This is a genomic window from Micromonospora sp. NBC_00617 (genome assembly GCF_045161355.1).
Taxonomy (GTDB): Bacteria; Actinomycetota; Actinomycetes; order Mycobacteriales; family Micromonosporaceae; genus Micromonospora.
Genome location: NZ_CP107751.1, coordinates 7052570 through 7074654, shown reverse-complemented (window position 1 = coordinate 7074654; position 22085 = coordinate 7052570). Strand labels below are relative to the sequence as shown.

Below are 22085 nucleotides of genomic sequence, written 5' to 3'. Positions count from 1 at the left end.
GGAGGGCTGAGTGCCCCGAAACCCGGCCAGTCGTACGTCGAAGGCCGAGCTGGCCCGAGCGGGCGCGAACGCACCGGAACGGGCGTGCAGGCGTGAAAACTCGCGTAGTGGGTAATAGGGCGCGCGCATCAAATCCGGTGCCAACGTCGGGACGAGGGGTGACGGGATGGACGGCGGCGGTCTGCGGCTCAATATGAACGGGCTGGACTACCTGATTCTCGCGCTGTACTTCGTCACCGTCCTCGGGGTGGGCTTCGCCGCCCGGCGGGCGATCCGGACCAGCGTCGACTTCTTCCTCTCCGGCCGCTCCCTGCCGGCCTGGGTGACCGGCCTCGCGTTCGTCTCCGCGAACCTGGGCGCCCTGGAGATCATCGGCATGGCGGCGAACGGCGCCCAGTACGGCGTCATGACGGTCCACTACTACTGGATCGGCGCGGTGCCGGCGATGGTCTTCCTGGGCATCGTGATGATGCCCTTCTACTACGGGTCCAAGGTCCGCAGCGTGCCCGAGTACCTGCGGCTGCGCTTCAACCGACCGACCCACCTGCTGAACGCGCTCAGCTTCGCCGTCGCCCAGGTGCTGATCGCCGGCGTGAACCTCTACGCGCTGGCCCTGGTCATGCAGGCGCTGCTCGGCTGGCCGCTCTGGACGGCGATCGTGGTCGGCGCGGCGATCGTACTGGCGTACATCACCATCGGCGGCCTGTCCGGGGCGATCTACAACGAGGTGCTCCAGTTCTTCGTCATCCTGGCGGGCCTCATCCCGGTCACCGTGATCGGCCTGGTCAAGGTCGGCGGAGTGAGCGGGTTGATGGACGCGGTCCGCGACTCGAAGCTCGGCGAGGCGGGTCTGCACGCCTGGCAGGACACCGCCAGCACCGACAACCCGCTCGGCGCGCAGTGGATCGGCATCGTGTTCGGCCTCGGCTTCGTGCTCTCGTTCGGCTACTGGACGACGAACTTCGCCGAGGTGCAACGCGCGCTGTCGGCGAAGAACATGAGCGCCGCCCGGCGTACGCCGATCATCGCCGCGTACCCGAAGCTGTTCATCCCCCTGGTCACGATCATCCCCGGTCTCGTCGCCCTCGTGACGGTGAAGGGGCTCGGCGCGGAGAGCGGCGACCTGCAGTACAACAACGCGATCCCGTTGCTCATGCGGGACCTGCTGCCCAACGGCGTGCTCGGGGTGGCGGTCACCGGCCTGCTCGCGTCGTTCATGGCCGGCATGGCGGCCAACATCAGCGGCTTCAACGCCGTCTTCACCTACGACATCTGGCAGGCGTACGTCCGCCGCGACCGGTCCGACGAGTACTACCTGCGCATCGGTCGGTGGGCGACGGTCGGCGCCGTGGTGATCGGCATCGGAACGGCGTTCATCGCGGCCGGGTTCAGCAACATCATGAACTACATCCAGGCGCTCTTCTCGGTCTTCAACGCGCCGCTGTTCGCCACGTTCATCGTCGGCATGTTCTGGAAGCGGATGAGCGCGCTGGCCGGTTTCTGGTCGCTGCTGCTGGGCACGCTGGTGTCGCTGACCCTTTACCTGCTCTACCGGGGCGGGGTGGTCGACTTCAACTCCGACCTGGAGGAGAGCTTCTGGGGCGCGGGCCTCGCGTTCGTCACGGCGGTCGTGGTCGCCGCGATCATCACCCCGCTCACGGCGCCCAAGCGCGACGAGGAGCTGCGCGGGCTGGTCTACGGGATGGGCGGCGTCGACCTGAAGGGCGACGTGCTCGCCGGGGACGCCGTCTGGTACCGCTCCCCCGTGCTGCTCGGCCTGATCGCGGTCGCGCTCGCGGCCCTCTTCTACATCCCGGTCTTCTAGGAAAGGAGTCGGCAGATGAGCAACGACGGCCAGCCGGCGCAGGACCCGTTGATCGACGAGACCCAGGCCGAGGAACGCCGCTCCGCCGCCGCCCGACTGTTCGACATCCGTCGGGTGATCGGTGGCCTCTTCGTGGCGTACGGGATCATCGTGACGCTGATCGGCGTCTTCGACAGCCGGGCCGAGATCGACAAGGCCGAGGGTGTCCGCATCAACCTGTGGGCCGGGCTCGTGATGCTCGCGTTCGGCCTGCTCATGCTGCTCTGGCAGTGGCTGCGCCCGGCGGAGGCGCCGTCCCCGAACGAGCAGCAGCCCGACAGCTGACCCCATGCCCGCCGCGCCGGCGTCGTCCACACGGACGGCGCCGGCGCCGCGCATGGGCTCTCCCGCAGGGGGTACGCGAGGGGGATCAGGCACCGTGTCGGACACAGGAGGGCACCATGACCGATCGCGACCGCCGACCCCCGCTGGAGGAGAGCCCGCAAACGGCCGCTGCGGTGGACGACGACAGCACCGTCGGGCAGCTGCGAACCGGAGGCGGGCCCGACCGTGACACCCCGACCTTCACCGAGCCCCGCGACCGGCCGGAGGACCTCGCTCCGGACACCGACGACCTGATCGGCGACCCGTACGCCGCCGGCACCGGCGCCACCGGAACGGGGACCGGCGCGGGCGGCGACAACATCCGTACCGGGGCCGAGCAGCCCTGGGAGCCGGAGGACCTGGTGATGGCCCGCGGGCAGGACCTCACCCCGGAGAACATGGAGAAGGCTCGTCGCGACCTGGCCGAGCAGGGTCGCGCGGCGATCGAACGCATCGTGCCCTGACCTGGGCGGACGAGGGGGGTCCCCGGCCCGACCGTACTGGTCGGACCGGGGACCCCGGGGAAACCTGCCGTCGGCAGTGCCTCACCTACTGCCGGCGGCGGGTTGGCGCGTGAGCTACCCGATCAGAGAGCCGGGTACGCGTTGCGCATCAGCTCCTGGAACTGGGCGGAGAACCATGCACCGGAGATAGGCGCGTTCGCCAACGCCCCGGACGGGTTGTTGCCGTTACGGGCGTTGCCGCCGTAGGTCGGGTCACACATCCGGTCGAAGCCCTTGCCCTCGTTGTTCGGGATCTCCTTGCTGGAGCCGTCCGACTCACCCGGAGGCTTCACCCAGACGTACGCGTCGATGCCCGCCGCCGGGTTCGCCCGGGGGCGCTCGCCGAGACCGGCGCCGGCCTGGTTGCACCAGTTGCCGAGGTGGGCCCGGCGGTCGATGCGACCACCGTTGACGTAGGTGTCCACGCTGGTCATCGCGCCCGGTCCGGTGGGCCGCGCGGAGCCGCCCCAACCGTTGCGGGACGTGTCGATCAGCATGCCGATGTTCGAGTTGAAGCCCAGCGAGACCAGCTTGGTCCGGAACGCCTGGGCGAACGACAGCTCGTCGACGTAGAAGTTCCAGTCGACCCACTTGGACTGCCGCACCGTCTGGCCGTTCACGTTGTCGGTGACCTTGAAGTACGGCTCCTGCAGGGCCGAGTAGTTCGCGGTGTTGGTGATGAAACCGTGCACGTTGTTGACCGTGCTGCCGGAGGCGACCGCGGCGGTCTTCAGGATCTCGGCGGTCGGGCCGAAGTTGCTGTCCCAGCCGAGCCAGCCGTGGTGGCCGGCGTCGATGTAGTTGTAGACGTTGCCGATCGCGCCCAGCTTGGCCAGGGCGTAGCCGACACCGTTGACGTACGCGCCGTTGGCCTTGACCGTGTCACACATGACCGTGCCGCCCGGCTGACCCGAGGTGTTGGTCACGATGTTCGGCAGCGAGTCGATCTCGATGATGTTGACGATCCGCAGGCTGCTGTACTTCGAGTTGCTCTGGATCGCGGCGATCGGGTCGATGTACTCGGCCTTGTACCGGGGCAGCTCGTTCGGGCCCAGCTCACCGTTCGAGGAGAGCGCGGAGCAGTCCCGGCCGGGCAGGTTGTAGATCACGAACTGGATGTAGCCGGCGCCCTGGCGCAGCGCCTCGTCCAGGTGCTCCCGCACCCCGAACGCGCCGTTCGAGCTGCTGTTCGGAGTGCCGTTGATGGCGGCGATCCGGTCCAGCCAGACGGCGGTGGGGTTGTTCGAGACCCGGCTTCCGCCCGGCTCGGCATCCGCCTTGGCCTTCCACTCCGGGTTCACGTACCCGCGCGCACCGGCGTACGGGTTGTCCACCTTGGTTCCGGGCGGCGTGGTGGTCGGCGGAGCCGTGGTCGGCGGAGCCGTAGTGGGCGGAGCCGTGGTAGGCGGAGCCGTAGTGGGCGGAGCCGTGGTAGGCGGAGCCGTGGTGGGGTTACCGCCGCCACCGTTGCAGACCACACCGTTCAGGGTGAACGAGGTCGGCTTCGGGTTGCTGCCGCTCCACGCGCCGTTGAACCCGATGCTCGTCGACGCGCCGGTGGCCAGCGTGCCGTTGTAGGACAGGCTGCGGGCGGTGACCTGGCTGCCGGACTGGCTGAACTCCGCCGACCAGCCCTGCTGCACCCGCTGGCTCGAGTTGGGGAAGGTCCAGCCGAGCGTCCAACCGTTGACCGGGTCGCCGAGGTTCTTGATGGTGATGTTGGCGGTGAAGCCGCCCTGCCAGTCATTGGTCGTGTACGCGATGTCGCACTGCGTCGCGGCCTGCGCCGCGGTGACCGGGATCGTCACCAGCCCGCCGGCGACCAGAACGCCCGCGCCGGCGAGCGCGAGGGTCCGGCGTGGGCCGGACAGCCTTCTCCACACATTCATGCCACTGATCTCCTTGGGCGAGACCGGGCTCGCGTTCGGCCCGGCGAGACGGCCCGGTGGGCGTCCTGCACGGACGGCCTCCGGCGCCACGGGATTCATTGGGGGGTGCCCGACCCGGACGGGCGGTGGTGGTGGTGATTGGCCGGCGCGAGGCCGACCGCTCGGCGGCCGGTTGTCGCCCGGCGAACCGGATGCCCTCGACGACCTGCCTGCGCGGTGTGGCTCCCCGAACCGCGTGCGCCGATTCTTGCATGGGAGCGCTTCCATGGCAATGGCTCGATGCGCGGCCTGCCTCAACTCGGACGATACCCCGAGCAGCGCGAGCGGCACCTGCCCGCCCCTTACCGGGATGACGACCGCGGGTCGGGCACTAGGGGTCGGCAACAGCGCGGGGCGCACGCAAGGCCGCGCGGACCCCGAGACGGCACTGCGAGCCGAGAAAGCCGCTTAGCACTCCTTAGCCGCGTACCACCAGCAGAGGTCAAAACACGAATCTTTCGCTTCATAGGTCATGAAACGGTCTAACGTCGGTCTTAGCTCGGTTGTCGCCGGGCTCAGGACAACAGGGATGGAGTGACGCAGGTCATGGCTAAGAAGATGCTCGGGAAGGTCGTTGCGGGCGCCGCGCTCGGCGGCGCGTCGCTCCTGGTGTTCGCGCCGGGGATCGCGTTCGCCGACGGGCACCACGGCGATGACGGCAAGGTCTACGCCAAGCCGCACGTCGTGAAGGCCGGCGACGAGGTCAAGCTCCTCGAGATCTGCCCGGATCGGCAGGAGCACGCGTACGTGTGGTCCAAGGTCACCGGCAAGGTCAAGCTCAAGCCGGCGCGGGACGACCGGGGCGAGGACCGCGGCGAGTGGAACGAGGAGGAGGACTCCTACGACCACGACGACATGGGCAAGGACGAGCAGGGCAAGGACGAACACGGCAAGGACGAGCAGGGCAAGGACGAGCAGGGCAAGGACGAGCAGGGCAAGGACGAGCAGGGCAAGGACGAGCAGGGCAAGGACGAACACGGCAAGGGCCACGAGGGCAAGGACGAGAACGGCAAGGACGAACACGGCAAGGACGAGCAGGGCAAGGGCCACGAGGGCAAGGACGAGAACGGCAAGGGCGAGAACGGCGACGACGAGTCGCAGCCGCCCGCCGATGACGCCCAGCCCGGTGGCCAGGGCGGCGGCGCTGCCGCCGACGCCTCCGGCGACGAGGACAGCAAGGACTGGAAGGGCGAGGAGCACGGCCAGGACGCGGACGACAGCCGCGACAAGAAGGACTGGGGCTCCAAGGACGAAGGCAAGAAGGACTGGGAGTCCAAGGACGAGGACAAGAAGGACTGGGAGTCCAAGGACGAGGACAAGAAGGACTGGGAGTCCAAGGACGAGGACAAGAAGGACTGGGAGTCCAAGGACGAGGACAAGAAGGACTGGGAGTCCAAGGACGAGGACAAGAAGGACTGGGAGTCCAAGGACGAGGACAAGAAGGACTGGGAGTCCAAGGACGAGGACAAGAAGGACTGGGACTCCAAGGGCCACGAGTACGGCTCCGACGACGAGTACGGCTCGGACGAGGACCGCGACCACGGCAAGGGCGAGAACGGCCGGGAGCACGAGCGCGAGTTCGTGTTCTACGGCGAGGCCAAGGTCGACAAGGACGCCAAGCCGGGCCGCTACGAGCTCAAGGGCTCGTGCGGCGAGGGCGAACTGGTCGTGCTGCCCCACGGTGGGGTCGACGGTGGTGACGGTGGCGTCAGCGCCGGCACGGACCGTGGTCTGGCCACCGGTGGCGCGAGCCTGCTCGGCGCTGCCGCGCTGGGCGGGATCGTTCTGATGCGTCGTCGGCGGACCGATGGTTCCCTCGTCTGACGTGACGGCGACACGGGCCGGCGGCCGTCACGGGAAACCGTGGCGTACCGCCGGCGCGGCCGTCGTCGTCACCCTGGCGTTGATCGGCGCCGGCATGATCGGCGCCTCGTTGCAGACCAGGTCCGCTCCCCGCCCTCCGCAGCCGCTCGCCCAGGCCGGCCCCGAGGTCCCCGGGCCGGCGGCCACCGGGGACGACGCCACGACGCCGGGCGACGTTCCCGTCGGGCTGAACCGGGCTGCCCCGACCACCATCGAGATCCCCCGCATCGGCGTCAACGCGACGCTCATGTCGCTCGGCACCAACCCGGACGGCACCGTCCAGGTCCCCCCGTTGGAGCAGGCCGACCAGGCTGGCTGGTACGAGCCGGGCCCGAGCCCCGGTGAGACCGGCAACGCGGTCATCGTCGGACACGTGGACTCGGCGAAGCTCGGCCCGGCCGTGTTCTTCGACCTCGGCTCTCTCGTGCCCGGCGACACGGTCACGGTGCAGCGGGCGGACGGCCAGCCGGCGACGTTCCGGGTCGACTCGGTGAAGTCGTACCCGAAGACGTCCTTCCCCACCGAGCTGGTGTACGGGCCGAACGACCGGCCCGGCCTGCGGGTGGTCACCTGCGGCGGCCAGTTCGACGAGGCGGTGCGGAGCTACCGGGACAACGTGGTCGTCTTCGCCACCCTGGCGGCCTGAGGCGGACGTACACGGACGTGGTCCGGCCGGTCGGGGTCACCCGATCGGCCGGACCACGTCCGGCGTACCGAATCAGGCCGCGGCAGAGGTCCGCACCAGGGTGCGGATCTGGCGCAGCAGCACGGACAGGGCTGCGAGGTCCGCCCGCGACTCGTCGAACTCCCCCATCGCCCGACGGGCCCGGTGGATCGACGTGGCGTTCGACTGCTCCCACTGCTGCACCCGCTCGTGCGGCGGCTGATCCTCCGGGGTGGAGTCGAGCACCTCCGCCGTGAGCGCGGCCAGCGCGGCGTACAGGTCGTAGCGCAGCGCCATCCGCGCGAGGGTCTGCCAGCGGTCCTCGCGCGGCAGCAGGGAGATCTTCGACAGCAGCGAGTCCACCCGGAACAGGTCGGACAGCACGAAGTAGACCGAGGCCACCTCGCTGACGTCCCGTCCGCTGCGGGTCGCGGTCTCCACGACGTCCATCAGGCCGAAGCTGTACATCAGCCGGGTGGCCCGCTCGGCCAGCTCGCGGGGCAGCCCACGTTCGGTCATCGAGTCGATGTGCGCCTCGATGGCCTGCCGCTCGCCGCCGTAGAACAGCTCCTCGAGCCCCGGCAGCAGCCGGGTGACCCCGTCGCGCAGCCGGGCGATCTCGGCCGGCACGTCGATCGGCGAACGCCGGTTGGAGACCAGCCACCGCACCGCCCGGTCGAGCAGCCGGCGGGTGTCCAGGTAGACGGTGGTCTGCAGCTCCGGCGCCACCTTGTTGTCCAGCGCCTCGACCGCGTCCCACAGGTCGCGCAGGCCGAACACCTCGCTGACCACCACGTACGCCCGGATCACGTCCGCCGCGCTGGCCGCCGTCTCCTCGACCACCCGGAAGATGAACGAGATGCCACCCCGGTTGACCGCCTCGTTGACCAGCACGGTGGTGACGATGTCCCGGCGCAGCCGGTGCCGGCCCATCCGGTCGGCGAACCGCTCGCGCATCGGCGTCGGGAAGTAGTTGACCAGGACGTCGGTCGTCCACTCCTCGTCGGCCAACCCCTCGGTGAGGATCTCCCGCTCCAGGACAATCTTCACGTACGCGAGCAGCACCGCGAACTCCGGCGCGGTCAGCCCGGACTCGCTGCGCACCGCCAGCTCCTCGTCCGGCGGCAGCGCCTCCAACGACCGGTCCAACGCGCCGGAGCGCTCCAACTCGCTGATCATGCGGCGGTGCACCGGGAGCAGCGAGGCGGCCTGGGCCTGAGCGTTGTTGATCGCCCGTGCCTGGTCGTAGTTGTCCCGCAGCACCAGCTCCCTGACCTCGTCGGTCATCGCGGCCAGCAGCTCGTCCCGGTCAGCCGTGGTGAGCTCCCCGTCGGCGACCGCGGTGTTCAGCAGGATCTTGATGTTCACCTCGTGGTCGGAGGTGTCCACACCGGCCGCGTTGTCGATGAAGTCGGTGTAGATCCGCCCACCGGTCAACGCGTACTCGATCCGGCCGAGCTGGGTCCAGCCCAGGTTGCCGCCCTCGCCCGCCACCCGGCAGCGCAGGCTGCGCCCGTCCACCCGGATCGCGTCGTTGGACTTGTCGCCCACCTCGGCGTTGGTCTGGGTGGAAGCCTTGACGTAGGTGCCGATGCCGCCGTTCCAGAACAGGTCGACCGGCGCGGTGAGGATCGCCTTCATCAGCTCCTGCGGTGAGAGCTCCGTGACGTCGTCGTCCAGGCCGATCGCCGCCCGGACCTGCGGCGTGATCGGGATGGACTTGGCGGTACGCGGGAAGATGCCACCCCCGGCCGAGATCAGCTCCGGGTTGTAGTCCTCCCAGGAGGAACGGGGCAGGTCGAACAGTCGCCGCCGCTCCGCGTACGAGGTGGACGCGTCCGGCTCCGGGTCGAGGAAGATGTGCCGGTGGTCGAACGCGGCCACCAGCCGGATGTGCTCGGACAGCAGCATCCCGTTACCGAACACGTCGCCGGACATGTCGCCCACGCCGACCACCGTGAAGTCCTCGGTCTGGGTGTCCAGGCCCAGCTCCCGGAAGTGCCGCTTCACCGACTCCCAGGCGCCGCGGGCGGTGATGCCCATCTTCTTGTGGTCGTACCCCGCCGAACCGCCGGAGGCGAACGCGTCACCCATCCAGAAGTTGTGGTTCTTGGAGATCTCGTTGGCGATGTCGGAGAACGTCGCGGTGCCCTTGTCCGCCGCCACCACCAGGTACGGGTCGTCGCCGTCGTGCCGCACGACGTCCTCGGGCGGCACGATCTGCCCGCTGACGATGTTGTCGGTGACGTCCAGCATCGCGCCGACGAACTCCTGGTAGCAGGCGACCGCCTCGTCCCGGTCGCCCGGCTTCTGCTTCAGCACGAAGCCGCCCTTGGCGCCCACCGGCACGATCACGGTGTTCTTCACCATCTGTGCCTTGACCAGGCCCAGCACCTCGGTCCGGAAGTCCTCCCGACGGTCGGACCAGCGCAACCCGCCCCGGGCCACCGGCCCGAACCGCAGGTGCACGCCCTCGAACCGGGGCGAGTAGACGAAGATCTCGAACTTCGGCCGGGGCGCCGGCAGGTCCGGGATGGCCTGCGGGTCGAGCTTGAACGCCACGTACGCCTTCGGCCGCCCGCCGACCGGCTTCTGGTAGAAGCTGGTCCGCAGGGTCGCCTCGATGAGCGTGAGGTACGAGCGCAGGATCCGGTCCTGGTCGAGGCTTGCCACGTCTTCCAGCGCGCCTCGGATCGTCTCCACCAGCTCGCCGCTGCGCTGCTGCCGCTGCTCGGCGCTCATCTCGCCCGGCGCGAACCGGGTCTCGAACAGCTCCACCAGCAGACCGGCGAGCTTCGGGTACGCGATGAAGGTCTGCTCCATGTAGTCCTGCGAGAAGACCGTGCCGGCCTGCCGCAGGTACTTCGCGTACGCCCGCAGCACCACCACCTGCCGCCAGGTCAGCCCGGCGCGCAGCACCAGCTCGTTGAACCGGTCCACCTCGGCCTCGCCCCGCCAGGCTGCCGCGAACGCGTTCTCCACGTGCGGGCGCACCTCGGACAGCTCCTGGTGCCCCTCGGGCAGCATCAGGCCGAAGTCGTACAGGTAGACCCGACCGTCGATCCGGTCCACCTCGTACGGGTGCTCGTCGACCACGCGGACGCCGAGCGAGTGCAGCACCGGCAGCACCGCGGAGAGCATCATCGGCTCGCCGTACCGGTAGACCTTGAACCGGACGTCCATCGTCTCGGCCAGGTCGGCCCCCGGCATCCGGGCGCCGGGCCGAGGGGCCAGCTGCTTGCGGAACAGGTGCATCTCCAGCTGGCCGGGCTCCTCCAGCAGCTCCAGCTTCGCCAGATCCTTCATCGCCTCGTACGGCGTGTGCCCGTCCTTGTAGCCCTCCGGGAACGCGTCGGCGTACCGGGTGAACAGGTGCTTGGCCTGCTCGTCGCCGAGCTTGCGCTCCAGCACCAACCGGTAGTCGTCGTCCCAGAGCCGGGTCGCGTCGGCCAACTCCTCGGCCAGCAGGTCGGCGTCGATGTCGCCGGGTGGCCGGGTCGGGTCGGTACGGACGATGAAGTGCACCCGAGCCAGCATCGACTCGGTGACCCGGGTCGTGTAATCCACCCCGACGCCGTTCAGCTCGCGCAGCAGGATGTCCTGCATGCGTAGCCGGTTCTGGGTGGTGAACCGGTCCCGGGGGAGGTAGATCAGGCAGGAGATGAACCGCCCGTACGCGTCGCGGCGCAGGAACACCCGCAGTTGCCGGCGGCCCGCCATCCGCAGCACGCCGATCACCGCGTGGTACAGGTCGTCGGTCTTGATCTGGAACAGCTCGTCGCGCGGGTAGGTCTCCAGGATCTGCAGCAGATCCTTGCCGGAGTGGCTGCGCTGGCTCAGGCCGGAGCGGTCGAGCACCTCCGCGACCTTACGACGCACCACCGGCAGCTCCCGGACACTGGTCCGGTACGCCGCGGTGGAGAACAGGCCCAGGAAGCGCCGCTCCCCGATGACCTCGCCGTTCGAGTTGAAGATCTTGAAGCCGATGTAGTCCAGGTACGCCGAGCGGTGCACGGTGGCCCGCGAGTTGGCCTTGGTGATGATGAGCAGGCGCTTCTCCAGCACCTTCTCGTGTGCCTCGTGCGTCATCGACGACAGCGCCCGGGCCTCCGGGGAGTCCGAACGCAGGATGCCCAGACCGGTGCCGAGCACCGCCTCCAGCGCCTTGCCGTCCACCGCGTCGGCGGGGTTCCCGTCCGGGGCGTCCACCAGGCGGTACTCGCGGTAGCCGAGGAACGTGAAGTGGTCGTGCGCCAGCCAGCGCAGCAGCTCCACGGAGTCGGTGATGTCCTTCTCCGGCACCGGCGGACGGTTGTCCGAGGTGCGGGCCGAGGCCAGCTCGTCGGCGAGCGCGAGCGCACGCTGACGCATCTTCGGCCAGTCTTCCACGGCCTCCCGCACGTCGGTGAGCACCCGTTGCAGCTCACGGCGCAGCCGGTCGCGTTCGGCGGCGTCCCGGACCGGGTCGATCTCGATCCGCATCCAGCTCTCGATGATGTCGCCGGCGATCGCGTCGTCCGGCTCCACGTCCGCCGAGACCTCGGTGAGCCGGCCCAGCGGCTCGCGCCGGACCACCACGAGCGGGTGCACCAGCAGGTGCACGTCCAGGTGGTACGAGTTGAGCAGCGCGGTCACCGAGTCGACCAGGAACGGCATGTCGTCGGTGACGATCTCGACGACGGTGTGGTGCTGGTCGGCGTGCGGCTCGTGGATGCGCAGCTTCAACTCGCCGGGCACCCGCTGCTGGGCCAGGTCTCGGTGCGCCCGGGCCGCGTCGAGCATTTCCTCCGCCGTGAAACCGACCAGTTCCTCGTCCGGGGCGAACCGCCAGAAGCGGCCGACCAGGGTCGCCGCGTCGTGGTCGTCCCCGGCGAGCGCGACAGCCTGGGCCACCAGGCGCTCCGCGTTGGGGACCGGTTCGTCGAGCTCGGCGTCCTCCACGTCGTCGGCCAACGCCTCGGTCGGCAGGCCTAGATCGTAGATGGTGTCGATGCTCGACCCGGTCAGCCCCGTGACGCCCGTGTCGAGCCGGCCGTAGCCGTCCCCGTCGGTCGCCGAATCGAAGCTGTCGTCGTCCCGGCCGGAGTCATCCTGCCGGAGGTCGGGTTCCGGTTTCATCGCCGGACGCCGGTCCATGGGTGCCACTCCCCTCGACCCACCGCGTTGTGGGTCACTCTGCCGCCCAGCGTAAGCCTGCCGCTTGCCACCTTGGTCGGCGGACCACTGGCCGGACGTCCGGATCGGGACGCTGTCCTTTCACCCGTTGCGGGTCCGGGGTTGGCCTGCTGCGGGATACCCCGCCCCGCGATGTTCATCACACCGGCTCGGCCCGTCTTTGCGCACGTCGAGCGCCAGACGGGACGTTGGGGACACCCTTCGCGTACTACCGTGCAGAGCAGCCCGAGACCGGAAGGACCGCTTCATGACCTTGTCCTACCCCCGGCCCCACCGGCCGAATCGCGCCCGGCGGGTCGCCGCGCTCACGGCGACTCTGCTCACCGCTGGCGTCTTGGCGGCGTGCTCCGGCGACGACGGGCCGGAGCGCAGCGCCGACGCCTTCCTCGCCGGCTGGCGCAGTGGCGACCTGCAGGCGGTCGCGATGGTCGACACGACCGGCGCCAAGGTGCCGGCGCCCGAGGTGACCAAGGAGATCAAGGAGCTGTCCGGCGAGTTGGCGGCCACCCCGCCCGCCCTGGCCCGCCAGGGTGTGCCGAAGATCACCAAGAACATCGCGACCACGACGATCCGGGTCGACTGGTCGCTGCCGGGCCAGACCCACTGGACGTACGACCGGGAGCTGCGGCTCGTCCAGGGCGACGACGACCAGTGGCAGGTGATGTGGGAGCCGCGGGTGATCCACGAGCAGCTCACCAAGGGCGACCGGCTGGGGCTGCGCCGCGACACCGGCCCCCGGGCGGGCCTGCTGGACGCGGCCGGCCAGCCGATCGTGGCGCCCCGTCCGGTGGTGCGGGTGGGTGTGCAGCCGAACCAGGTCACCGACATCAAGAAGCTGGTCAAGGATCTCGACGCGGCCTTCAAGGCGATCCGTCCGGCCCTGGTCCCCGCCGTCGACCTGGCCGATCTGCCCAAGCGGGTGGCCGAGGCTGACCCGGGCGCGCTCGTCGAGGTGGTGACCCTGCGCGAGGACGCGTACCGGCAGATCAAACCCCGGATCTATGACCTGCCCGGCACCAAGTTCGTCTCCGACAAGCTCGACCTGGCGCCGACCCGGGAGTTCGCCCGCGCGCTGCTCGGCTCGGTCGACCCGGCGCAGGCCGACGACCTCGCCGCCCACCCGGACCGGTACGTCGTCGGCGACCTGGTCGGGCACGGCGGGTTGCAGGGCCGCTACGACGAGCGGCTGCGCGGCGCCCCCGGCCTGACGGTCGTGGTCGAGCGGCCCGCCGAGGATGGCAAGCTGGCGCCCACCGGCGCCGAGCTGTTCCGCCGGGAGCCGCAGCCCGGTCAGGCGCTGAAGACCACCCTGGACGTGGCCACCCAGAACGCGGCCGACGCCGCCCTGCGCGCCGAGCCGCGCCGGGCCGCTCTGGTGGCGGTACACGTCAGCGACAGCGCGGTGCTCGCCGTCGCCAACGGTCCCGGGCCGGCCGGCGAGAACCTGGCCTTCACCGCCCAGGTGCCGCCCGGCTCCACGTTCAAGATGGTCAGCGCGCTGGGTCTGCTGGACCGGGGAGCGGTCACCCTGGACGGGCCGGTGGAGTGCAAGAAAACCTTCACCGTCGATGGCCGGTCCTTCAAGAACTCGGACAACTTCGAGTTGGGCTCGGTGCCGTTCCGCACCGACTTCGCCAAGTCCTGCAACACGGCTTTCGCCTCGTTGGCCCCGAAGCTCGGCGGTGACGGGCTGGCCGCCGCCGGCCGCTCCCTGGGCCTGGAGGGGCAGTGGGATCTCGGGGTGGACGCCTTCGCCGGCAAGGTGTCGACCGGCGGCAGCCCGGCCGAGCAGGCCGCCGCGTCGTTCGGTCAGGGCACCACGTTGGTCAGCCCCCTGGCCATGGCCGGCGCTACAGCGGCCGTCGCCCGGGGCGCATTCATCCAGCCGAAACTGCTGGTCGACCCTGCGCCGGCCACGCCGGCCGTGACCGACGGACCGCTCAAGCCGCAGTCGGTCGAGGCGCTGCGCACGATGATGCGCGAGGTCGTCACCGCCGGCACCGGCAGCGCGCTCAAGGACGTTCCGGGCGGCGAGGTGTACGGCAAGACCGGCACCGCCGAGTACGACGACAACCCGGCCCACACGCACGCCTGGTTCGTCGGCTGGCGGGGTGACGTCGTGTTCGCCGTGTTCGTGGAGAAGGGCGGCGCCAGCACCGCCTCGGCCGTCCCGATCGCCGAGCGCTTCCTCCGAGCGCTGCCCGGCACCTGACCTGCCGTACGCCGCTGGTCGCCACCCGCGCCCAGCGGTGATCCACCCGGTTTAGCGGGAACCGGGGTGTCCAGGCCATCCGGACACCCCGGTTTCGCTCCTTCCGGGGTGGAGCGTGGCGAGGTGGACCGGATCAGGCGGAGTCGGCCTCGCGCCGTTCCGACGGCGTCTCGGCCGGCGGGGAGGGCCGTCGGAGCAGACCCGGGCCGGCCGACGCGGGCGGACCGACCGGTTCGCGCTCGACCGTGGCCGCGATCTGGGCCGCGAGGTCGGATGGCTCGGTTGGGAGCCGCCCGCCCGCGCCGGGTGGCTCCGCCGCAGGCGCGACGGCGTCAGTCACCTCGTCGTCAGCCACCGCGCCGAGCGACGAACGGACGCCGGCGGACCCGACGCCAGAGGGCTGGTTGCCGGAGGCGTCGCCGTCGGGCAGGTCGTCGCCGGCACGCTCATCGACCCGATCGGGGCTGTCGCGCCCGGCGAGGCGCGCAGCACGATCGAGCCCGTCAGGCCCCGCGAGCCGCTCGGTGGCGGTCGCGGCCCGGCCGTTGCCGCGCCGTGGGGAGGGCGCGGGCCGGGGCGACAGCAGTCGGGGTGGCACCGCCTCCGGGGCGGTGACCGGGGCCAGGCCGGCGACCACGGTGTTGACGATCTCGGCGGCGTACGAGCCGTCCGGGTCGTAGTCGGGGTCGAAGACGGTCAGCTCGACGCCGAGGCAGTGTGGGGTGTCGACCAGGCCGGCGAGCAGGATCTCCAGCTCGGCGAAGGCGATCCCACCCGGGTCGGGGGCGTCCACGGCCGGCATGACAGCCGGGTCGAGCACGTCGACGTCGATGTGCACCCAGTAGCCCGCGCAGTCGGCGAGCTGCTCGTGCGCCCACTGGGCCGTCCGGGCGGCGCCCTCGGCGCGCAGCGCCGGCACCGGACGGGTGGTGATGCCCGCGGCCTGGAGGTCGAGGCGGTACTCGTCCTGCGCCCGGATGCCGAGCACCACCACGTCGATGTCGCGGAAGTAGGGTCGACGGCCCTCCAGCGCGGCCAGGTCGGCCTGGCCGCGCCCGGTGACGAGGGCCAGATCCTCCCCGGCTGCCGCGCCGACGTAGGAGGCGTTGCCGGGGTGCCGGAAGTCGGAGTGCCCGTCGACGAAGACCAGCCCGATCCGCCCGCCGACAGCCTCACCGAGGCGGTGCATGGCCAGCGCGGATCCGAGCAGCACGGAGCAGTCGCCGCCCAGCACCACCGGGAACTCGCCCCGGTCGATGATCGAGCCGATCCGCTCGGCGAGGGCGAGGGAGTAGTCGGCGATCTCCCGGGCGTGGCACACGCCGTCACCCGGCCGCCAGTCGCCGGGGTCGTACCGGGGTGGGGTGACGCAGCCGGCGTCGCGGGCCCGCAGCCGGGCCAGCAGGTCGTGGTCACGCAACGCGCCGGGCGCCTTGGCGCAGCCCGGCACGGAGGTGGACGTCGGCGGTCGCAGGCCGAGATTGGTCGGCGCGTCGAGGACGGCGATCCGGCGCATCATGAGCTCCCGTCCTCGGTGGTCGGGCGGGCCGGCGAAACGCCGGCCCGCGCTGGCGTACTACGAACTCACGATCCGTGCGGCTGACTCAGAACAGGGCGCTGGCCAGTGCCCGCCGGGCCGAGGCGACCGCCGGGTCGTCCGGGCCGGCGATGGAGAACAGCGACACCAGGTGCTGGCGGACCGTCTCGCGGTCCTCACCGGCGGTGCGCCGGACCAGGCCGACGAGCCGGGCGTACGCCTGTTCGGCCAGGCCGCTGAGCACCTCGATGTCGGCGGCCAGCAGTTGGGCCGCGACGTCGCCGGGGGCGCTCTCGGCGGCCGCCAGCGCGGTGGCCGGGTCGGCGCCCGCGACCCGGCGGGCCACGCCGACCTGGGCCAGACCCGCCGTGGCCGCGGCGTCCGCCGGGGCGTCGGCGAGGATCTTGCGGTACGCCTGCTCGGCGGCGTCCAGGTCGCCGCTCATGAGCGCGTCGTCCGCCTCGTCGAGGCGCGGATCCTCCGGTTCGGCGACGGCCACGCCACCGGCCTTGAGCACCGCCTGGATCCACTGGCGGAGCTGGGCCTCGGGCACCACACCGGAGAAGGCGTCGATCGGCTGGCCGCCGACGACCGCGTAGACCATGGGGATGCCCTGGACCCGGAACATCTGGGCGATCCGCGGGTTTTCCTGCACGTCGACCCGGGCGAGCACCCAGGCGCCGCCGCTCTCGGCGGCCAGCCGCTCCAGCACCGGGGCGAATTCGTCGCTCTCGGGGAAGCCGGCCGCACCGAAGAAGACGATGACGGGCATGGCCATCGACCGTTCGAGCACATCGGCCTGGATGGTGGCCTCGGTGACGTCGACGATGGCGGCGTTGCCGCCGGCGGTCTGCGCGCCGGGCACGCCGGCGGACGGGCCGCCCTGTGCGGGTGTGCCGGGGCGGGTACTGGCTGGTGCGGGGCCGCGCAGCGTGCTGAGGTCGACCGCGCCGCGGGTGAAGATCGACGAGGTGATCCGTGGGTCGCTCATGGTTACCTAGTCTCGCACGCGAGCCCGGATTCCCGGCTCACCCACAACTCCGACGTTGCAACTCTCACGCCCCATTCCACCCCCGGCGATCGGGCAGTTCTGCCGCCGACACGGGATGTCCGTCAGGCAGCGACCGCGCGATCGACGGGGGTGGTGGTATGGGTCAGAAACGGGCGGGTTCGCGGTAGGTGCCCCACTCGGCCCGGAGGGCGTCGCAGATCTCGCCCAGGGTCGCTTCGGCGCGGACCGCGTCGAGCATGGCGGGGATCATGTTCTCGTCGGTGCGGCTCGCCTCGACCATCCGGGCGACCGCGGCCTTGACCGCGGCGTCGTCCCGTCCGGCCTTGCGCTCGGCGAGCACTCGGCGCTGCTCCAGCTCCACCTCGTGCGAGATGCGCAGGATCTCCAGCTCCTTGGCGACCGTGCCGGTGTGGCAGTTGACGCCGACGATCTTCTTGTCGCCCTTCTCCAGGGCCTGCTGGTAGACGAAGGCCGACTCGGCGATGTGCCCGGTGAACCAGCCGTCCTCGATGCCGCGCAGAATGCCGGAGGTCATCGGGCCGATCTGGTGCGGCCCGTCGCCGCCGAGCTGCCGGATGCGAGCGAAGATCTCCTCCGCCTCGGCCTCGATCTTGTCGGTCAGCGCCTCGACGTACCAGGACCCGCCGAGCGGGTCGGCCACGTTGACCACCCCGGTCTCCTCCATCAGCACCTGCTGGGTACGCAGGGCGATCTCGGCGGACTCGTCGGTGGGCAGCGCCAGGGTCTCGTCCAGCGCGTTGGTGTGCAGCGAGTTCGTGCCGCCCAGCACCGCCGCGAGCGCCTCGACGGCGGTGCGTACGACGTTGTTGACCGGCTGCTGCGCGGTCAGCGACACACCGGCGGTCTGCGTGTGGAATCGCAGCCAAAGGGCCTTCTCGCTGGTCGCGCCGTAGACGTCGCGCAGCCAGCGGGCCCAGATCCGACGGGCGGCGCGGAACTTGGCGATCTCCTCGAAGAAGTCGAGGTGCGAGTCGAAGAAGAAGCTCAGCCCCGGCGCGAAGACGTTCACGTCCAGGCCGCGCGACAGGCCCAGCTCCACGTAACCGAAGCCGTCGGCCAGGGTGTACGCCAGCTCCTGCGCGGCGGTCGAGCCGGCCTCCCGGATGTGGTAGCCGGAGACCGACAGCGGCTTGTAGCGCGGGATCTCCGCCGCGCAGTACTCCATCAGGTCACCGATCAGGCGCAGGTGCGGCTCGGGGTCGAAGAGCCACTCCTTCTGCGCGATGTACTCCTTGAAGATGTCGGTCTGCAGCGTGCCGTCCAGCTTGGACAGGTCGGCGCCCTGCCGCTCAGCGGCGACGAGGTACATGCAGAACACCGGCACGGCCGGGCCGGAGATGGTCATCGAGGTGGTGACGTCGGCCAGGTCGATGCCGTCGAAGAGCGCCTGCATGTCGGTGGCGGTGTCGATGGCCACGCCGCAGTGGCCGACCTCGCCGAGCGCCTGCGGGTCGTCCGAGTCGCGGCCCATCAGCGTCGGCATGTCGAACGCGACGGACAGGCCGCCACCGCCGGCGCCGAGGATCATCTTGTACCGCTCGTTGGTCTGCTGGGCGTTGCCGAAGCCGGCGAACTGCCGGATCGTCCAGGTCCGCCCGCGGTAGCCGGTCGGATGAAGACCCCGGGTGTACGGGTACTCGCCCGGCCAGCCGATCCGCTCGAAGCCCGGGTAGGCGCTGCCCTCCGGCGGCCCGTAGACCGGCTCCACCGGCATCCCGGAGAGCGTGGTGAAGTCGGCGTCCCGCTTGCGCGCGGAATCGTACCGGGCCTGCCAGCGTGCCCGTCCGGCGTCGATCTCGTCGGCGTCCATGCGCAGGGCTCCTCCTCGGTTCCTCGACTGCACGTCGAGTGTAAGGCCCTCACCTGAACGATCGCTAAGTCCTGTCGTACCGACGGGTAACGGCGGATTCAGGCCGGCTGCAGGCCGAGGGCGTGGACCCGCCCCACCTGCTCCCCGGGAAGTGCCGGGCGAGACGCACGATCAGCGGCACGGGATCGGCCAGCGCCGGCGAGGGCTCGATGGTCACCGGATCAGCCGCCGGGTGCAGTGGCCGTCGTGGTCGGCCCGGAGCAGGCAGCGCCGACCGCCAGCCAGCCGCCGGTCGCAGAAGACCCGATGGCGTACGCACTGGTTGTCCTCGACCGAGACGGTGGTCTCGCCGGGATCGGCCTGGGCGAGCACACTGGCCCACCCGGGCCACCACCCGGGCCAGGCGCACGGCGACGACCAGATCGGCGGCGACCACCGGCAGGTGAATGACGAAGCGTTCCCGGCCGGCCATCAGCGGTACCGGCCCGCGTTGACCGGCCGCACCTGGTCGGACTGCCACTGGCGTAGCGCGTCCTTGATCCGAGCGGTCTCCTGGCGGCTGTCGCCGAGCGCGGCATGCAGTGCGGACAGGTCACCGGCGACCCGGTCCAGGAACGCGTACACCTCATCCGGGTCCAGGCCGCGGCGGGCGAATGGGATGGGCCGGAACCGCCGCTCGCGCACCTGCCACGGGAAGAGCGGGAGGTAGGTCGCCGAGCGGTAGTAGCTCGGTTGGCTGGGGTGCGTGGTCCGCTCGGGTCGACCGCTTCGCCGGAAACTCAGACGCACGACGAAGACCTGCCTCTCTGTCGCAGGGGAAATGGAAGGGGTGGGCCCACTCCGCCCCACGACCGCAGCTCAGATCAGCAGTACGACAGCGGGGCAGCTCAACCAGCAGGCGCACACCAGGGGCAGATGTCTCCGTGACCCCACAAGCACGCACCGCTATGGGCGACCATAACAAAGAGGCAACGTAGCAACAATCCATCATTGCAATAAAGCCTTGATGGATCTCTACCATGAAGGCACAAGGCTTGTGGCATGACCATCGATCCCCGCTCACACACGCCGGTCTACATCCAGCTCGCCGACCTGCTTCGTCAGCAGATCGAGTCGGGGGACCTGCCTGCGGGGTCGAGCGTCGGCAGCGAGACGCGCTTGAGCCAGGAGCACCAGATCGGCCGCGACGCTGTCCGCATGGCGATCTCGCTCCTGCGGTCCGAAGGGCTGGTCACCACCACCCGCCCCGCAGGAACCCGAGTCCGGGACGTGCCACAACGAACGACGGTCGAGCTGGCGACCGGCGCACGGGTCATCGCCCGAATGCCGACCAGCACCGAGCGCCGAAACATGCAGCTTGACGAGGGCGTACCGGTCCTCGAAGTCCACGACCGAAGCGGAGAGGTAGAGATTCTGGCGGGCGACGAGGTCGAGCTGACCCGGCCAGAGCCCCAATAGCCCTCACGAGAGCCTGGCCGGATCAGGCCCCACACCGCCCAGCGTGTCTATGCCGTCGGCCCGCCCATCGCCACGTCGTCGACCCGGATGTTGACCTCGTCGACCCGCAGCCCGTGCGCCTCGACCGCCTCGGTTACCCGGGCTCGCACCTCACGGGTGATCTCCGGCACCGGCCGACCGCCCTGAATCACCAACACCAGGTTGACCACGGCCGCGTCGCCGGTCACGTGGGCCGAGCAACCCCGCCGGTCGTCGCCGACCTGGTCCAACCCGACCCGGTCGAGGACCGCGTTGACGAACCGGGCCACGTCCCCGCCCAACTCCACCACGCCCGGCACCGCGCGGGCCGCCGAGACTGCGATCTTCTCGACCACCTCGTCGGAGACCTGCGTCGTCCCGCCGACCGCTGCCGACGCCATGGTCAGCTCCTGCGTCGCCTCGTGGTCCACAGCCGCTCCCCTGCTTCTCGCGCCACCGCGCCGGGACACCCGCCCGACTTCCACCGCCGTGAGGGTGCGAGCCTACAAGGACGACTGTCGCCGGGGACGTCCCTGGTGAACGGTCGGCGCGGGCGTCGTCGGGAACCGGCCGATAGCCGGGCGGTCCGACAACTGTTGCGCCGTCGGACGCCTACGCTTCAGGCTCCGGCTACTCCCGGCTGGTTCAGCTCGATGTCGTCCACCGTGATGTTGACCTGGGTGACCGTCAGGCCGTACTTCTCCACCGCCTCGATCACCGCAGTCCGCACCGCCTCGGTCACGTCGGATACGACCTGACCGGAGTCGATCACCAGGACCACGTTGATGACCGCAGAGGTGCCGCTCACGTCGGCCGAGACGCCTCGGCGGGCATCGCCCACCTCGTCCAGGCCGACCTTGTCCAAGAAGTTGTTGAAGAACCGGGCCACATCACCGCCGAGATCGGCGACGCCGGGCACCGAACGAGCGGCGGCACCGGCGATCTTCTCCACCACCTCGTCGGAAACCGACGTGCCGCCCCGGGCAGCGCTCGTCGCGGGTTGCACTCCACCGGCGTTCTCCAACGCGTCCGTCATGATCACATCTCCCCTGGTCCCGACGCATGTGGACCGACCGGCGCGTCAGCCCGCTTTGCGGAAGCCTCGCTTCCGGTCATGCGCTGCGAGCGTACTAAAACCGGAGCGACATTCGCTTCCGGGCGACCGAAGCGCGGCGGTTGTTGCGCCGCACCCGGGGGAGTCCCGTGCGCACGCGGTCTTCGGGCCATTTAGGCTGTCGATCTTGGAAAGTCCAGGATGGACATTTTTCGCTACACGAGTGAGGTCTGCTTGATGCGCAGAAAGTTGTTGAGTTTCGCCACGGCGGTCACCCTGTCGGTCGGCGCTCTACTCGGGGCGGCAACGCCGGCTCAGGCGGCCGAGTCGCCCAGCGCCCTGTGCGGCTCCGGGTACTACGTCATCAACAGTCACGGGCTACCCGGCGCGACCGCGTACCTGCTCTACAAGTCCAGCGGTGGTGGCTGGAACTGTGTGGTCACCATCAAGACCGCAGACCGGGGCACGCTGACCAAAATCGGTGCGTACCTCGACATCGAGGACGGCCGCGGCGGCATCGACGAGGACCGCTACAGGTACTACGCGGGGCCGATCCGAGCCGACAGCGGCGGACAGTGCGTCCGGTTCGGCGGCCTCAGCCGCGGCACCTACTGGACCAGCCCCTGGGGACACTGCGGCTAG

The 22085-nt window shown here is 70.4% G+C and carries 16 protein-coding genes and 1 pseudogene; 8 read left to right on the top strand and 9 right to left on the bottom strand.

Annotation, left to right across the window (positions count from 1 at the left end):
- The first annotated feature begins 166 nt into the window (after positions 1–166).
- From OG505_RS32890 to OG505_RS32880, 3 genes are all read left to right on the top strand, one after another.
- On the top strand, positions 167–1825 hold the full coding sequence (locus OG505_RS32890; protein WP_405429916.1) for a sodium:solute symporter family protein: 1659 nt from the start codon (positions 167–169) through the stop codon (positions 1823–1825).
- Between the two features lie 15 nt (positions 1826–1840).
- Positions 1841–2149, top strand: coding sequence for a hypothetical protein (locus OG505_RS32885; protein WP_357496068.1), 309 nt, complete (start codon positions 1841–1843; stop codon positions 2147–2149).
- A 116-nt stretch (positions 2150–2265) separates the two neighbouring features.
- On the top strand, positions 2266–2652 hold the full coding sequence (locus tag OG505_RS32880) for a hypothetical protein (protein ID WP_405429914.1): 387 nt from the start codon (positions 2266–2268) through the stop codon (positions 2650–2652).
- A 122-nt stretch (positions 2653–2774) separates the two neighbouring features.
- Here OG505_RS32880 and OG505_RS32875 read toward each other — a convergent pair whose 3' ends face one another.
- Entirely contained in the window at positions 2775–4580 is a 1806-nt protein-coding gene (locus OG505_RS32875; RefSeq protein WP_405429913.1) for a glycoside hydrolase family 6 protein, read from the bottom strand.
- Positions 4581–5165: 585 nt separating this feature from the next.
- On the opposite strand from OG505_RS32875, the gene OG505_RS32870 reads away from it, so the two are divergent.
- Together OG505_RS32870 and OG505_RS32865 are read left to right on the top strand one after the other, a co-directional pair.
- Complete coding sequence (locus OG505_RS32870) at positions 5166–6443, top strand: hypothetical protein (RefSeq protein WP_405429911.1); 1278 nt, start codon at positions 5166–5168, stop codon at positions 6441–6443.
- Position 6444: 1 nt separating this feature from the next.
- Positions 6445–7128, top strand: coding sequence for a class F sortase (locus OG505_RS32865; RefSeq protein ID WP_405429909.1), 684 nt, complete (start codon positions 6445–6447; stop codon positions 7126–7128).
- A gap of 72 nt (positions 7129–7200) precedes the next feature.
- On the opposite strand, the gene OG505_RS32860 is transcribed toward OG505_RS32865, so the two are convergent.
- Entirely contained in the window at positions 7201–12282 is a 5082-nt protein-coding gene (locus tag OG505_RS32860) for an NAD-glutamate dehydrogenase (RefSeq protein ID WP_405429908.1), read from the bottom strand.
- Positions 12283–12568: 286 nt separating this feature from the next.
- Between OG505_RS32860 and OG505_RS32855 the strand changes: the two genes are divergently transcribed.
- Positions 12569–14533: a penicillin-binding transpeptidase domain-containing protein gene (locus OG505_RS32855; protein ID WP_405429906.1), complete on the top strand. Its 1965-nt coding sequence runs from the start codon at positions 12569–12571 to the stop codon at positions 14531–14533.
- Between the two features lie 133 nt (positions 14534–14666).
- Here OG505_RS32855 and OG505_RS32850 read toward each other — a convergent pair whose 3' ends face one another.
- The 5 genes and pseudogenes from OG505_RS32850 to OG505_RS32830 form a co-directional block, all read right to left on the bottom strand.
- Positions 14667–16052: an arginase family protein gene (locus OG505_RS32850; RefSeq protein ID WP_405429904.1), complete on the bottom strand. Its 1386-nt coding sequence runs from the start codon at positions 16050–16052 to the stop codon at positions 14667–14669.
- Between the two features lie 85 nt (positions 16053–16137).
- Entirely contained in the window at positions 16138–17061 is a 924-nt protein-coding gene (locus OG505_RS32845; RefSeq protein ID WP_405429903.1) for a tetratricopeptide repeat protein, read from the bottom strand.
- A gap of 163 nt (positions 17062–17224) precedes the next feature.
- The gene (locus tag OG505_RS32840; protein WP_405429902.1) at positions 17225–18913 is read right to left on the bottom strand and encodes a methylmalonyl-CoA mutase; all 1689 of its coding nucleotides are present in this window, start codon (positions 18911–18913) and stop codon (positions 17225–17227) included.
- A 213-nt stretch (positions 18914–19126) separates the two neighbouring features.
- A pseudogene (locus OG505_RS32835) lies at positions 19127–19385 on the bottom strand (hypothetical protein).
- Positions 19385–19702, bottom strand: a complete 318-nt coding sequence (locus OG505_RS32830; RefSeq protein WP_405429901.1) for a DivIVA domain-containing protein — start codon at positions 19700–19702, stop codon at positions 19385–19387. Before OG505_RS32830 ends, OG505_RS32835 begins: the two are co-directional and overlap by 1 nt.
- A gap of 252 nt (positions 19703–19954) precedes the next feature.
- Between OG505_RS32830 and OG505_RS32825 the strand changes: the two genes are divergently transcribed.
- Positions 19955–20371, top strand: coding sequence for a GntR family transcriptional regulator (locus OG505_RS32825; RefSeq protein ID WP_405429899.1), 417 nt, complete (start codon positions 19955–19957; stop codon positions 20369–20371).
- A gap of 47 nt (positions 20372–20418) precedes the next feature.
- On the opposite strand, the gene OG505_RS32820 is transcribed toward OG505_RS32825, so the two are convergent.
- Together OG505_RS32820 and OG505_RS32815 are read right to left on the bottom strand one after the other, a co-directional pair.
- Positions 20419–20820 (bottom strand): Asp23/Gls24 family envelope stress response protein, encoded by a 402-nt coding sequence (locus OG505_RS32820; protein ID WP_405429897.1) that lies wholly within the window; start codon positions 20818–20820, stop codon positions 20419–20421.
- Between the two features lie 188 nt (positions 20821–21008).
- Entirely contained in the window at positions 21009–21425 is a 417-nt protein-coding gene (locus OG505_RS32815; protein ID WP_405429895.1) for an Asp23/Gls24 family envelope stress response protein, read from the bottom strand.
- A gap of 255 nt (positions 21426–21680) precedes the next feature.
- Between OG505_RS32815 and OG505_RS32810 the strand changes: the two genes are divergently transcribed.
- Positions 21681–22085: a hypothetical protein gene (locus tag OG505_RS32810; protein ID WP_405429894.1), complete on the top strand. Its 405-nt coding sequence runs from the start codon at positions 21681–21683 to the stop codon at positions 22083–22085.